The organism is Spirosoma gilvum (assembly GCF_054776815.1).
This window is the reverse complement of sequence record NZ_BAAHBH010000002.1, coordinates 377,370-391,568: the sequence shown is the minus strand read 5'-3', so window position 1 is coordinate 391,568 and position 14,199 is coordinate 377,370. Positions and strand designations below refer to the sequence as shown.

Annotated in this window: 13 protein-coding genes; 2 read left to right on the top strand and 11 right to left on the bottom strand. The window is 46.7% G+C overall.

The window, feature by feature from the left end; all coding sequences use genetic code 11:
• Positions 1 to 540: 540 nt before the first annotated feature.
• Positions 541 to 783, bottom strand: coding sequence for a hypothetical protein (locus ACYVFD_RS06400; RefSeq protein WP_461088949.1), 243 nt, complete (start codon positions 781 to 783; stop codon positions 541 to 543).
• 43 nt (positions 784 to 826) lie between these two features.
• Positions 827 to 1,291 (bottom strand): hypothetical protein, encoded by a 465-nt coding sequence (locus ACYVFD_RS06395; RefSeq protein ID WP_461088948.1) that lies wholly within the window; start codon positions 1,289 to 1,291, stop codon positions 827 to 829.
• Positions 1,292 to 2,003: 712 nt separating this feature from the next.
• On the opposite strand from ACYVFD_RS06395, the gene ACYVFD_RS06390 reads away from it, so the two are divergent.
• Together ACYVFD_RS06390 and ACYVFD_RS06385 are read left to right on the top strand one after the other, a co-directional pair.
• Complete coding sequence (locus ACYVFD_RS06390) at positions 2,004 to 2,723, top strand: LytR/AlgR family response regulator transcription factor (protein ID WP_461088947.1); 720 nt, start codon at positions 2,004 to 2,006, stop codon at positions 2,721 to 2,723.
• Positions 2,724 to 2,980: 257 nt separating this feature from the next.
• Positions 2,981 to 3,283 (top strand): GIY-YIG nuclease family protein, encoded by a 303-nt coding sequence (locus ACYVFD_RS06385; RefSeq protein ID WP_461088946.1) that lies wholly within the window; start codon positions 2,981 to 2,983, stop codon positions 3,281 to 3,283.
• A 248-nt stretch (positions 3,284 to 3,531) separates the two neighbouring features.
• Here the strand turns inward: ACYVFD_RS06385 and ACYVFD_RS06380 are convergent, their stop codons facing one another.
• The 9 genes from ACYVFD_RS06380 to kdpB form a co-directional block, all read right to left on the bottom strand.
• Positions 3,532 to 4,449 carry an SMP-30/gluconolactonase/LRE family protein gene (locus ACYVFD_RS06380; RefSeq protein WP_461088945.1) on the bottom strand — a complete coding sequence of 306 codons (918 nt, stop codon included), beginning with the start codon at positions 4,447 to 4,449 and terminating at the stop codon, positions 3,532 to 3,534.
• Between the two features lie 71 nt (positions 4,450 to 4,520).
• Positions 4,521 to 5,435, bottom strand: coding sequence for a hypothetical protein (locus ACYVFD_RS06375; protein WP_461088944.1), 915 nt, complete (start codon positions 5,433 to 5,435; stop codon positions 4,521 to 4,523).
• Positions 5,436 to 5,505: 70 nt separating this feature from the next.
• On the bottom strand, positions 5,506 to 5,799 hold the full coding sequence (locus tag ACYVFD_RS06370; protein WP_461088943.1) for a hypothetical protein: 294 nt from the start codon (positions 5,797 to 5,799) through the stop codon (positions 5,506 to 5,508).
• Positions 5,800 to 5,968: 169 nt separating this feature from the next.
• Positions 5,969 to 6,793, bottom strand: a complete 825-nt coding sequence (locus tag ACYVFD_RS06365; RefSeq protein ID WP_461088942.1) for a ThuA domain-containing protein — start codon at positions 6,791 to 6,793, stop codon at positions 5,969 to 5,971.
• Positions 6,794 to 6,837: 44 nt separating this feature from the next.
• A complete protein-coding gene (locus ACYVFD_RS06360) occupies positions 6,838 to 8,649 on the bottom strand; it encodes a HAMP domain-containing sensor histidine kinase (RefSeq protein WP_461088941.1) in 1,812 nt (603 codons plus the stop codon).
• Positions 8,650 to 8,750: 101 nt separating this feature from the next.
• On the bottom strand, positions 8,751 to 9,875 hold the full coding sequence (locus ACYVFD_RS06355) for a sensor protein KdpD (RefSeq protein ID WP_461088940.1): 1,125 nt from the start codon (positions 9,873 to 9,875) through the stop codon (positions 8,751 to 8,753).
• 19 nt (positions 9,876 to 9,894) lie between these two features.
• Complete coding sequence (locus ACYVFD_RS06350) at positions 9,895 to 11,028, bottom strand: porin (RefSeq protein WP_461088939.1); 1,134 nt, start codon at positions 11,026 to 11,028, stop codon at positions 9,895 to 9,897.
• Between the two features lie 295 nt (positions 11,029 to 11,323).
• Positions 11,324 to 11,887 (bottom strand): K(+)-transporting ATPase subunit C, encoded by a 564-nt coding sequence (locus ACYVFD_RS06345; protein ID WP_461088938.1) that lies wholly within the window; start codon positions 11,885 to 11,887, stop codon positions 11,324 to 11,326.
• 162 nt (positions 11,888 to 12,049) lie between these two features.
• On the bottom strand, positions 12,050 to 14,179 hold the full coding sequence (kdpB, locus tag ACYVFD_RS06340; protein WP_461088937.1) for a potassium-transporting ATPase subunit KdpB: 2,130 nt from the start codon (positions 14,177 to 14,179) through the stop codon (positions 12,050 to 12,052).
• Between the last annotated feature and the right edge of the window lie 20 nt (positions 14,180 to 14,199).

The window sequence follows — 14,199 nt, the reverse complement described above, 5'->3', positions numbered from 1 at the left end:
CCTTCCTACGGATTTTTGTCATCCCGTCTTTGTGATGCTGCCTCTTTTTTGTCATCCCGAGGAACGAGGGACCTTCGGTAACAGGTGTTTTTTCAGCCTCACCCGAAGGTCCCTCGTTCCTCGGGATGACAAAGACGCTATTTTTGTTGTCATTTCGTCTTCGTCATTGCGGCCCTTTTTTGTCATCCCGGATAATGACAAAAAAGGCCAGCATGGAAAAAATGCCTATCGCACAAAAGTTAAAACAGGTTTAATAGCTAAATCTTATAGTTCACCTTAAATTACCTTATTAAATAAATTATAAAAAAACAACGCATAATTATATTAATAAATTACTATTTCCCTAACGATAACCTATATACGTTAACACTATACACCTACATATTAATATATAAGTAACATTTTCTAATACTAATTTGACGGGCACCAATAGTACCCGTCAAACCGATTTCCTACTCGGCAACTTAAGTAACATAAAATCCATTATGTGCAACTACTTAGCTTATAGAAGTCTTAAAGCATTACAAAATCAGGAGTTAGTTACCTCCATTCCAATTGTAGCCGTCGAATGGTATCCTTCATAGGCTTTCCATCAAACGCTTCAACTGGCAGGTTCAATCCACTTTCCGTATAATCGGCAAAAATACGGGCGCTTCGTAATTGCCAGCCTCGACCAACCAGCAGACTTAGTATTTCAAAACAGGATTCAATATCCTGATCGCTGTAGCTTTGTTCTCTACATTCGCCATACGGATTAACTGCCGTAAAGTCAACTATAGCCATAGTGGTGGGTACGTGAAAAGTGAGTATATAATTCGTTACGGTTTCATGCTGGTTGATTGGTTTCGCTACCCAACTTGCCTTTACTGGTCGGAGCAGCTTTTGACTTAGGGTTGCTGACTAGTTGTTTAGCACACCAACCTTGAATTTTCTCCAGTTCTCTGGGCAACCACAAATCGGGGTCGAGCTTATGCAGTTCGAGCTTTTCGTCGGTTAATCCGGCCGTTTTATAAACTGCCTTCTTTTCAGAACTAGGCAGTTGTTGAATCAGGTCGGCTAGTTTTTGTAATCGGCTCCCCATTCCATCCCAAAGCCCCAACTGATAAGCCAGTTTATGGATTTCGGCTGGTCGCCATAACTGAGCATTACTCCGTCGGCGATAGATGGAATGCGAGTCATGGCCGAATACGGCTTTGTACTCAAATTTTGCGAAGCGACTGTCTTCTATTTTTCGCAATACGGCCCCTCGAAAGTAAGCGTAGGATTGTAAAAGTTGTCTGATCTGCTCCATGTCAAACGTATAGTTATACACCCATAAATGAAATAAAGTACATTCACTCAGGTAGATGAATGTAGGTACACATATATAGTTATCTCTTATGGGTAGGGTACGTCTGGTTGAATCAGCCACAACACAACTGCCGTAGCTTATGTCAATTTTGCTTACTTAAGAAGCAATTGCATCGCCAATGTCACACTGGCTCTCCGATTAATGAATGAATGCTATGATTAATCTATTGAGTTATAAATCGTAGAGCAAGAATTATAGGTTTTTACCCTTAGTCACTATATCTGCCAATTTTATACTTTGCATTAGGTTATTTTCTACCTGACTATCACAAAAAGCAAAGCCAAATTTATAGCCGCTTTAGTAATGAATAGATATAAACTAATACGCATTCAGCAGCCTTTTCACTAGCAATTACTATATCTTATTATGACTTTTGAATCATAATTGATAAGTCAAAAAAAAAATCGCCAACACATGTGATTTTTCAGAAAACAATTCGTCTAACCCGTGAACTCTGAAAAATTCAGTTTTTGACATTTCCCTGGCCTAAAAAAAATTGTTTTCAACAATTAAAAACCCAGCTAACTATATCATTATCATGTGCATAGCCCAAAGACAACCTTTTTGTTTTTTTGGACACATTCACAAAATTTTTACTCATCTACCTAAAAAAACTACCGTCAATCAATTTTGTACTTAGCCATCGTAAGCCATGACAATACACAACTGCCTGGTAATTGATAATTCCAGCGAATCAACCTCTGCTTTAAGTCATCAACTGCAACAGATCGGACTTTTTGAGCTGACCTATTGCACCACTTGGGATGAAGGCACCCAGAAAATAAGAAAGCAATCGTTCGATTTAATTTTTTTAGATATCGATCTATGCGATCAAAGCGGGCTTACATTTTTAAAAATTTTTACCAACTTACCTCCTATCATTATCGTAACTGCTAATCCAGCTTTTGCCGTTGACACCTACGATATTGATGCAGTAGTTGATTACCTGTTAAAGCCTATCGATCCGGCTCGTCTGTACAAAGCCATTAATCGTGGGCTGGCAAATCTTTACACTGACAACTGCATCATCGAAAAAAACTTTGCTTTTTTCAAAGTTGCCCGGAAAGTTGTACGTTTCGATTTCCATGATATCAGCCATGTAGCCGCCTACGGAGTCTACTCAAAGATATTTTACAACAACCAGATGAACCTGGTCAATGAGCCGATTTCTGCACTGGAAAAAAGCCTGCCAAAGCATAAATTCAAGCGGGTTCACAAATCATACATCATTAACATTCAGAAGGTTACCGGCTTCGACCATAAATATTTCTACATTGATTCGGAGCAGATCCCGATCGGAATATCCTATCGTCCGCAACTGGAAGGGTTGTTCAGGCTTTTTGGCTCTTCGGGCTCTGAATCCGAATCCTGAATCCGTGCTACAGCTTACACCACAAAGGCGCAAAGAATAAGTGTTTTTGTCATTCCCACGCTTTTTGTCATGCTAACTCATTTTCTGTGATGCTGACTCTTTTTTGTCATGCTGACGCAGGAAGCATCTTCGGTGACAGGATAGAAGGTCATCACCCGAAGATTCCTCCTGCGTCGGAATGACAGAAAAAGAGTCAGCATGACAAAATGCGTCGGAAGGGCAGAAACGCGGATTGAGATGCCTAAAAATGTAGTAGTATGAACAGGTATGCTTTCTATGTTTATATCGTTACCAATCCTGAAAAAACGGTGCTATATACGGGTATGACAAACGACCTTGTCAGGCGGTTACAGGAGCATTATGAGTCACTTGGGCAACCGGATAAATTTACGGGTAAGTATTACTGCCACCGTCTGATTTATTGGGAGCATCACCAGTATGTACGCAACGCAATCAGTCGGGAAAAGGAGATAAAAGGTTGGCGACGGGAAAAGCAAGTGGCATTAATCAATTCAATAAATCCCGAATGGCGATTTCTAAACGATGACATTCAGCCATAACTAAACATGTGCTAAACATCTTTGGTAACCGTTTTTCTGTCATGCTGACTCTTTTTTGTCATGCTTTTTGTCATGCTGACGAAGGAAGCATCTTCGGTGGATGTTAAATATATCCTGTCTCCGAAGATGCTTCCTGCGTCAGCATGACAAAAAGCATGACAAAAAAGAGTCAGCATGACAGAAAAAAACACTTATTCTTTGCGCTTTAGTGGTTTAATCGTTTACGAATCGACTAAAGTTGGTTGCCGCTATTCAACCCCCTTCACCCGCATGGGGATTGTATAAATCGATTCGGTAGCGGTAATGAACAACATATCCCGATTTTTGCCCCCAAAGCAAACGTTTCCTACCCAACGCGATGGTACGGGAATGTTACCCAGCTTTTTGCCGGATGGATCATATATGGTTACACCTCTTCCCGAGATATACAAATTCCCTTGCTTGTCGAGGGTCATACCGTCGGAGCCCTGGGCAATAAAAAGCTGTCGGTTTTTGAGTGAACCGTCAGAACTGATTTCGTATTTATAGGTTTTGCTGTCCCGGATGTCGGCGACATACAGGTATTTTCCATCGGGCGTACCGACAATCCCATTGGGTTGTTTTAAATCGCCATCGACCAGTACCGCTTCCGATTTTCCTTTGGGTAGATAGTAGACTTTCTGTCCATCCATATCCGGTTTTTTCCGTTCCCAGTAATCGCGCTGGTAATAGGGATCGGTAAAATAAATCCCCCCCTTCGGGTCGATCCACAGATCATTAGGCCCGTTCATTCGCTGCCCCTGAAAATTGGTCATCAGCACCGTGATTTTCTTATCAGGACTGATCGACCACAATTCATCTTTCTCGTCGGCACAGGAAATAATATTGCCTTTTTTATCGAAATAGAGCCCATTAGAACGGCCCGTCTTATCCATATAGAGCGACAAATTTCCGTCGGTATCGTATTTCCAGATTTTGTCGTTCGGCTGATCGGTGAAGTAAATATTGCCTTTCTTATCAACAGCCGGGCCTTCGGTAAATGTAAACTGGCTCGATACTTTCTGAAGCGTAGCGCCGGGGGCCACCACCTGTATGGTATCCAGTCCGCTAGTTTGCTGCGCCATTATAGGCCCCGAGATAGCGGTAAGGCTGGTCAGTAGAAGAACAGTTTTAATCGAATGCATCATAGAAAATAAGAATGAAAACTTTTCTAGATCAGTAAGTTGGTTTCCCCGAAAAACTAATCTTAAGTCCTGATTTATTTAATTACCCAGGTCAGGCTTATATCGGCATAATAGCGCATATCGGTCGATATATCTTCGTCAGTATAGAGTTTAAATGGACGCACCAGATGGTTCGTTATACCGATCCGGAATCCAGAAAATGTTACTCGAACAGGGGCCGAAAAATCCAGTGCCATCAGCCCAAATCCATCATACCCAGTATCGGTCGTAGTAGCGTTCTTTTTTGCTTGTAGGCGCTGTAGAATACGGGCTAATCGGGTCGTTGCAGTCGTAGATGTTGCACCGGTTACGGCATTGGGCTGATATAGATTATAGGCCGAGATTTCGGTACCCAGGATAGCTGTTAGCGTAGGAATGACGCTTATCCGTTTTAAACCAAGGGATGAGGCAGATATAGCTTTAGCCAGATAAGCCGAAAGGGATAGCCGAAGTCGGTGAGCGGTCGCATTGCCGAAAAGTAGGCTATAATCGGATGTTGCTGATACGATTGGGCCAAGGTTGACAGTTAACGATGTATTGGCGTTGTAGGGCAGCAGGTTTTGCTGACCACGCTGGATGAGCACCGTTCGACCAAATTCTCCTGAATAGGCAATGACGTTACTTAGTATACCCAGGTATCCTACTGACAAAGCCGTCATTTCATAATGTGGCTTGCTTTGGCTTAGATAATAGCCTGAAAGGTCAGCATAAAAACCAGATTTGGCATAATACGTTATGCTCGGAGTGCTTATCCACTCCCGAACGCCAAAATCCCGGCCCGAAAACAATGCCTGACTTGTATAATTTAACCGGATGTTCAGTTCAGAGCCCGAAAGCGTACGGGAAGTCGGACGGGAAAGTTGGGTAGAATCGGCTGGATAACCGGTTGCCTTACCTGGTTGAGCAATGAGCAAAAAAAGAAATGAAAGTAGAACGGTTAAATAGGCCATGAGTCAGAAACAAATCGACGCCCGACCAGATAGATCGGGCGTCGTAAGTCCAGAAAGTAGAAAATTACGATCAATGTTTTCCCAGGCGTTCACGACGTGCCTGTAAGCGCTCTTTCGCTTTTTCACGCTGTTCAGGAGTCAGACTAGCCCATTTCTCTTTCAACTTTTCACGCTGCGCTTCTCGAAATACTTTTCGCTCTTCTGGAGTCATAGCGGCTAGTTTAGCCTTCAACTCCTGGCGTTTAGCAATTCGTTCTTCTTTTGTTAAATGGGGTTTGTCAGTAGGGGATTGGGCCGATTGAGCTAACGCTCCAATTGACATACTTGCGACGATAAAAGCAGTGGCCAGGAAACGGGTCTTCATGTAGGTAGGCGGTTTATGGTTTTAACTGATTTCGCCAGCTTTGACCAACTAATCATGATATGGTTTAATACTCAGCAGAAAAATAGTTTATTTTTTTATAATCAGCTAATTATGCACGATTACATGATCTTACGCACCGATTTTTGATAAGTATTTTTACTGTAGCTCCTTACTTAATTGGCGTATCCCGCGAATCGGCGTAGGCGTTGCTGAAATCAATTTTCTTTACCTGCCCGGCCACGTAGCGAATACCCTGAAAAATGTGCTTGATAAACGTTGTGTCGTCTATATAATCTGTTTTGGCATGGCCTAGGGTTGTGCACCAGGTGTAGCCCCCATCGAAATTATAGTACCAGGCCGATGGATATAACTCGGTATAGGAACCACCAAATTGCCTTACTTTCTCGGGTTCATCCTGATTCAGCGAAGTCAGATCGTTGGCCATGATAACGGTAGGACCAGGCGACATATTTTTGGCGAAATAAAATTCGTCTTCTTTCTCCCAGACCTTAGGCAGCCCTATCATCGACGGGTGTTTCGTATCGATGATGTCAATTTTGAACTTCTGGAATTTTGGATGCCAGGCAAACGTACCACCCAGCATTCGTTTGAACCACGCCCAGTTGCGTTCGGTCCCCATCACGGAGTGAATACCGACAAAACCTCCACCGGCTTCGATGTACCGGCGAAACGCCAGTCGCTGCTGGTCGGTATCGAACACATCGTTGTTGGTACTGGGAAAAAGCAGCAACGTATATTGTTTAAGGTTGTCTTCGGTAAAAACGGTAGGCTGGTCGGACGCATCGACCGTAAAGCCGTGTTGCTTCCCAAGTTTCTGAATGCACTGAATGGCATTGGGAATATTGTCGTGAACATAGCCTTTTCCATTTTTGGTGTACACGAGCACCTTTACCTTTTTCCAGTTTACATCCTGCGCCTGAAGTCTGACGATGGGCAACAGGCCAAGAAGCAATAAAACGGCCAATCGAGTCATTTTTACGGTTCGTTATGCCTCTATAAGCACCAAATCCAATCGATCTACGCTTGCTGACTGATGGGTAACTGAAAGAAGAAGGCAGCGCCATCTGTAACGCTGGTATCTAAGCCGATTTGGCCATGCATACTCTGGATAAATTCACTCGATATGGTAAGCCCCAGACCGGTGCCACCCGGCGCTCCATGACCAGCCTTACTACCAATGCCCGATGCTTTAAAATACCGATCGAACACGCGCTCCTGATGCTCAGGACGTATGCCGGAACCGTGATCGCGCACTCTAAATTCTACGACCCCATTCGTTTGTCGGGCCGAGATGTCAATGGTACTCTCCTCTGGACTATATCGAATCGCATTCGACAGAAAATTAATGAGTACCCAGGAGGCTTTATCGAGATCGGCCAATACGCTGGGCAAGGCGGGGTCCAGCTCTACCTGAAGCGCCACTTGGTTGGTATCGGCCTGTACGCGCAGGGCATTGATGGCAGACCGGACAATATCGGCTGGGGGCACAGGCTGGATATTGAGTTGAATCTGGCCCGATTCGACCTGGGCCATATTGAGCAGTTCGCCCGTCAGGTTCAGAAGCCGGTTCACATCGTCGCCAATGCTGCCAACGAGTTGTTTCTGCTCCTCATTCAGCGACCCAATACGACTGTCTTCCAGCAGCTTAAGACTCATCTTGCTACTCGACAGAGGGGTTTTCAACTCGTGCGAAATGGTGGCAATAAAGTTTGTCTTGGCCAGATCCAGTTCTTTATAAGAGGTAATATTTTCGAGCACCATAACATAGCCTGCCAATTGAGGCTGTTGTTCGCCCGTTGGGGTTACCTCTACCACATGGGTGCGTTGTTTGAAATAACTTTCCTTGCCGCTTCCATTTTTCCTATCCAGACCGGACCTATCCAGGCCGGAATCATAAATTTTCAGGAAGCCGTTCTGTTCGTTCTTCGGTGGTGTATCGACCATAATATCCTGAATCAGCGTTCGCATCAGGTCGTTGGAAGCGGCTACATCGGGAGCATATTGGCCTATCAACTGGTCTTCATTGACAGCCAGCAACCGACAGGCAACCGGATTGGCAAATAGAATCCGTTTGTTTTCGTCCATCCCTACAATGCCTTCGTTCATGATCCGAATGAGGGTGTCGATGCGTTTTTTCTCGAACAGGACTCGGGCCAGATTGGAGTGTTCGTACTCGTCCAGCTTTTCGGTCATGGAATTGAAGGTGCGGGCCAGTTCGCCAAATTCGTCGTTGGTTTGAATGTGCAATCGCTCTTCAAAATTCCGTTTGGTCACCTGCCGCAGCCCCCGTGTCAGTTCGCGCAGGGGATTGGCAACGTAGCTGGGAAAATTGATCACAAACGAAAACAGAATCAGAAAACACGTAGTCCCCACCACCGACAGCCACAGCAGCGCGTCTTTGGCCGTTTGCTTGGCTGTTTCATTTTTTCGGACAATTGCCTGTCGATTTAGTTCGTCGAGTATGAACAGATAATGTTGGATACGCGCAACGGTGGGACTATCCGTTGAATTGACTTTCAACCGATTAAACTCCCGACGAACACCCGTGGTAGCCTCCCGCTCGCCAACTTCGGTGATATTGGCTTCCTGTTTTTTCAGATTTGTCTCAAAATCGACCAGCGCATCTGGAGCAGTATTTGCGGATTCGGTAAGGTTAGCCAGGGCTTTCTGCATGTTGTTGGCGTATTCGAGCGAAATGTAATTATCCTTCAAAATGGCTTGTGAATCGTTGGCCAGCTCATTCAGATAAAACGCACTCAGCCCCCAAATCGCCAGAACAATGGCGAACATAAACACCAGCGCAGCCGCTATTTTACTTCTGATAGACATGGGGTAAGGGGTAAGGGGTAATGAACAATGAATAATGGAAAATGTATAATGTATAATGGGGGAGTTACTTCATTATTCATTTTCCATTATTCATTTTCCATTTACGAAAGGATAATCAGGTCAGTATCGGAACCCGACAGTTTGTTCAGCAACTGATTGAATGCATTTGTGCGTAAAATTATCTGTATCAGGGTAAAATGTGGCTTACCGATGCACACTGTCGTAATATTTCGTTTTTGTACCTCCTCCACAATGCTGTTGACCACACTGCTGCTTTTCACCTGTATCACCTCGGCTCCCAGTTCGGTAGCCAGTTTCAGATTGTTGATCAGGTGTCGCTGCACATCCAGCTTGATCCGGTCCGACTCTTCGCCCGGCGTTTGAACATAAAGCGCAAACCAGCGTGAGTTGTAATAGGCTGCCAGCCGGGCCGTTTTGCGAATAACGCGCCGGGCTGTTTCGTGGTTGGAGCTGATAGCCGCCATAAATCGCTCTGGCTTTGCCTTAATGCCGACCGGAATCGAAATCTCGATTTTCCGTTCGACAGCCGTAGCGACTTCACGGAGGGCCAACTCCCGCAGTTGTAAAATTTTTTCGGCCTGGAAAAAGTTGCGCAGGGCCGTTTCGACTTTGGCAGGATCGTAAATTTTGCCTTCACGCAATCGGCTGATCAACTCATCGGCGGTGAGGTCAATGTTTACAACTTCATCGGCCAGTTGAATGATTCGATCCGGCACCCGCTCAGTCACATCGATACCCGTAATCGCACGGACTTCATCATACAGGCTTTCAATGTGTTGAATGTTGACGGCGCTAATGACATTGATACCGGCCTCGATGATCTCGACCACATCCTGCCAGCGTTTTTCGTTTTTTGAACCGGGGATGTTGGTATGGGCCAACTCATCGACAATAACCAGTTCGGGATGCAGGTTCAGAATCGCCTGCACGTCCATTTCGTCCAGCTCACGCCCTTTATAGAATAGATTTCGCCGGGGAATAACAGGAAGCCCCTGAACCAGTGCCTGTGTTTCGGCCCGGTTGTGTGTTTCGATAAACCCGATCCGAACATCGATGCCTCCCCGCAGCAAACTATGGGCTTCCTGCAACATACGATACGACTTGCCAACGCCCGCGCTCATACCAATATAAATCTTAAACTTCCCCCGTCGCGACGCCTGAATAAGTCGCAGAAAGTGTTCAGCCGATTGATCGCGGGATTCCATTTGTATCAGAAACAATTCGTCAAAAACTGATGGCTAAACTGGTGGTCAAGGATGTGTTTGTACTGGTCATACCACTGCCTGTCTCGAAAATAGCATCTTTACTGGCGTATACTTTCCCCTCGATACGCGCCAGTGCATTGGGTAAGATGGCGTAATCGTAGTTCAGCGAATAGCCCCAGGTCTGAAAACCATTCGGTGTACCCGTATTGATAATCACCCCATTTTTATCATCGTAATACTCAATCCGACCCGCCAGATGACTTCGTTCGCTGGTGACAACACGGGCAATAACGACGGGCGCGTACCACACGTATGAACCACTGCCAATCCGCTGACTGCTACGGCTGTTGAGAACCGGCTTACGGTCGGCACCAATATCAAAGCCAAGGATCAGACCGAATTTTGCGGTTGGGTTAATGATGGCGTAGAAGTTATTGAAAAAACGGCTTTGCTTCAACGAATCGGGCCGGTCGGAGCCTATGAACGTACTCCAGTTCAACGTCAGTTTCGATGAGGGATGGTACTGTACCTGGGTGCTGATGGATGGCCCGCTATAACCCGCTAGTTTAGCAATACGCTGCCAGCCATTCAGCACTGAGCCTAGTAACGTCCATTTGCCATTCGCGGTGTTATACGTCAGTTTAGCACCGGCCAGAAAATAGGGTGAATTTTCGGCCATTATACTCCGAGTTAGCGTCCAGCAGTCTTTTGAGACGGCACTTTCAAAGCCAATATGCGACGGAAAAATACCCGCATCGAGCCACAGATGCTGCTTTTTACTGAGCCTAACCCCCGCGTTGGCTTCGTAAATGTGCTTAACCAACTCCTGCTCAGCCGCGTAATTGTATTGCGCATACGTGCCCACCTGCATCGCCAGATTGGCCCGGACGAGGGCGCTCGTATAGGCTGCCTTCAGAAAAGCCAGATTGATATTGACCTCCCGATTGCGCTTATGATTATAGAGAAAACCGGGACGCTCCTGGGCTGTTTTGGGCGCTGTAAAATCGTGCGTATAATACGCTTCGCTGTAGCCGGATACGTTTAGTCCTGTCTTTGGTTGAGTCGAATTCGTTGAGTCGGTGGTTTGCGCCATCAAGGGAAAGGCTACGGCCGACCAGGTTACAGTCAGCCACGCGGAAAGTCTATTTTTCATGGTTGTTTTGTTGTACGCAATCAACTGGCCCGAACCGTATAGGCTCTGTTCGGGCTTTCGATTAGTTTAACGCAAACTATGAGATTTATTCGCTGGTTAGGAGATGGTTCAGTGCCGTAGGCACGCAATGTTGGTAGAAAAATAACGCAATTCAGAACTTCAGCGTGCCGTAGGTACGCCACAATCGGTGCTGGTTGCGTACCTACGGCACGCCCATTGAGTCAATCAGAAACATAGAGCTATCAACATTCCGTGCCTACAGCACTTTATCAGCCAAATAATCCCATCGTTGGCGTTACTTTAATTCATCCAGCGCAATATTCAGTTGAAGCACATTGACTTTGGCAGGGCCAAACAACCCCAATAGGGGGCCTTCTGTATGTCGGTCCACTAGTTGTTCCAGTCGTTCTGCCGAAATTCCCCGAATCTTGGCAATTCGGGCGATCTGAATTTTAGCACCTTCAGGCGATAGATCTGGGTCGAGTCCACTCCCCGATGCGGTTACCAGTTCGGCCGGAATATCGGCTTTCTTTACACCGGGGTTATGCACCAGAAATGTATCGATACGAGCCTGAACCGTTTTCAGATAATCGGGATTGGTTGGGCCTTTGTTCGACCCTCCCGAACCGGCTGCATTATAGTCTACCGCCGATGGCCGGGAGTTGAAATACCGATCTTCGGTAAATTTCTGACCGATCAATTTATAGCCTACGACCTTACCCTTGACGGTAACGGTTTCTCCTCTGCCTCCGCCTGGTGCCAGACGGGCAATGCCTGCCACAACGAGTGGATAAATAACGACTAATACTACCAGCATCACGAACGTCAGTCGAATCGCTGGGCCTATGTGATTTTTCATAAGTTTAGTTGGTTTACCTCACCCCTGGCCCCTCTCCTAAAACAGGAGAGGGAAAAATTTCTGAGTCTCGTACTTTTTAGCAGCAGAGAACAGAACAAACTTTCCGTTTAATCTCCTCTCTCCCGTTCTGGGAGAGGGGCAGGGGGTGAGGGCTGAATTCATTTACACAAATAATCCGACGAATAAGTCAATCAATTTGATGCCGACGAAAGGAGCGACCAGCCCGCCAAAACCATAAATAAACAGATTCCGGCGCAGCAGCGCACTGGCCCCAATCGGCTTGTATTCGACCCCGCGTAAGGCCAGCGGAATCAGCAGGGGAATAATGATCGCATTGAAAATCACCGCTGATAAAATAGCTGATTCCGGGCTATGCAGACGCATCAGATTCAGGCTTTGCAGCGCTGGAATACTAACGACGAACAGGGCGGGTACGATGGCGAAATACTTGGCTACGTCGTTGGCAATGCTGAAGGTGGTCAGTGTACCACGCGTAATGAGCAACTGTTTGCCGATTTCGACGACCTCGATCAGTTTGGTCGGGTCGTTGTCCAGATCGACCATATTACCGGCTTCTTTGGCGGCCTGCGTGCCTGAGTTCATGGCCACACCCACATCGGCCTGGGCCAGCGCTGGGGCATCGTTGGTACCATCGCCCATCATCGCCACTAGTTTGCCACCCGTCTGTTCGTGCCGGATGTAGTTCATTTTGTCTTCCGGTTTGGCTTCGGCAATAAAGTCATCGACACCAGCTTTTTCGGCAATAAATTTGGCCGTCAGCGGGTTGTCGCCTGTTACCATCACCGTTTTAACGCCCATCTTCCGAAGCCGGTCGAAACGCTCCGAAATGCCAGGTTTAATAATGTCCTGCAACTCGATAACACCTTTAACAACCTCGTTTTCAATCACTACCAGTGGTGTGCCGCCGTTGGCCGCAATTTCGTTGGCTTTCGCTTCCACTTCGGTCGGAAACGGCTTCCCAGCTCGCTGCACAATAGCCCGTATGGAATCGACGGCTCCTTTCCGAATCCGAACCGACTCACCTTCGGCCTGACCATTTAGTGGCAGATCGATACCCGACGAGCGCGTTTCGGCGGTGAACTTTACAAAATGAACAGTAGATAATGGATAATGAATAATGGGAGTATTATCGAGTTGAAACCGTAAGGTATCGTTATTCATTGTCCATTGGACATTATTCATTTTCTCGCCCAGTTCGACAATGGATTTGCCTTCGGGGGTTTCGTCGGCCAGCGAACTCAGGGCCGAAGCCCGTACCATATCGGCCTGTTTAATACCGGGAGCCGGATAGAAATGGGTTGCTTTCCGGTTGCCGATGGTGATGGTACCCGTTTTGTCGAGCAACAGCGTATCGACATCGCCCGCCGTCTCGACCGCCCGACCCGATTTGGCAATGACGTTAGCCCGCAAGGCCCGGTCCATACCCGCAATGCCAATGGCCGACAGTAGACCGCCAATGGTCGTTGGAATCAGGCACACGAACAGCGAAATCAGGGCCGCAATCGTAATGGGCGTATTGGCGTAATCGGCAAATGGTTTCAGGGCTACGCAGACGATGATAAAGATCAGCGTAAAACCCGCCAGCAGAATTGTCAGGGCGATTTCGTTCGGTGTTTTTTGCCGCGAAGCTCCTTCCACCAGCGCAATCATTTTATCCAGAAACGATTCGCCGGGCTGGGTAGTTACCATAACTTTGATCCGATCCGACAGTACTTTCGTACCTCCCGTTACCGACGACTTATCACCACCTGCTTCGCGGATTACCGGGGCCGATTCGCCCGTTATGGCCGACTCGTCTATGGTTGCCAGCCCTTCGATAATTTCTCCATCGGAGGGGATGATATCGCTAGGTTCACAGAGGAATACATCGCCTTTTTTGAGTTGAGCCGACGAAATCGTTTCTACTTCATCAAGCTTGTAATTACCTACCGGGCGGATTACTTTGGCTGGCGTTTCCTGCCGGGTTTTCCGCAACGACTCGGCTTGCGCTTTGCCACGGGCTTCGGCTATGGCTTCGGCAAAATTGGCGAACAAAACCGTAACCAGCAGAATCAGCGTAATGACGAGATTATACGCTAGCGTACCCTGTGTTGTGTCGCCGGTAAAGGCGATGTAGGCCGTTACCAGCATCATAATCAGCGTACCGACTTCAACGGTAAACATGACCGGATTTTTGATCAGTACGGCTGGATTCAATTTGACAAATGACTCCCGAATCGCCGACCCAACCAGGTCGCGCTGAAATAGAGAGGGGGATGATTGCTTTGCCATTTTTGGTATATTTGATAAAA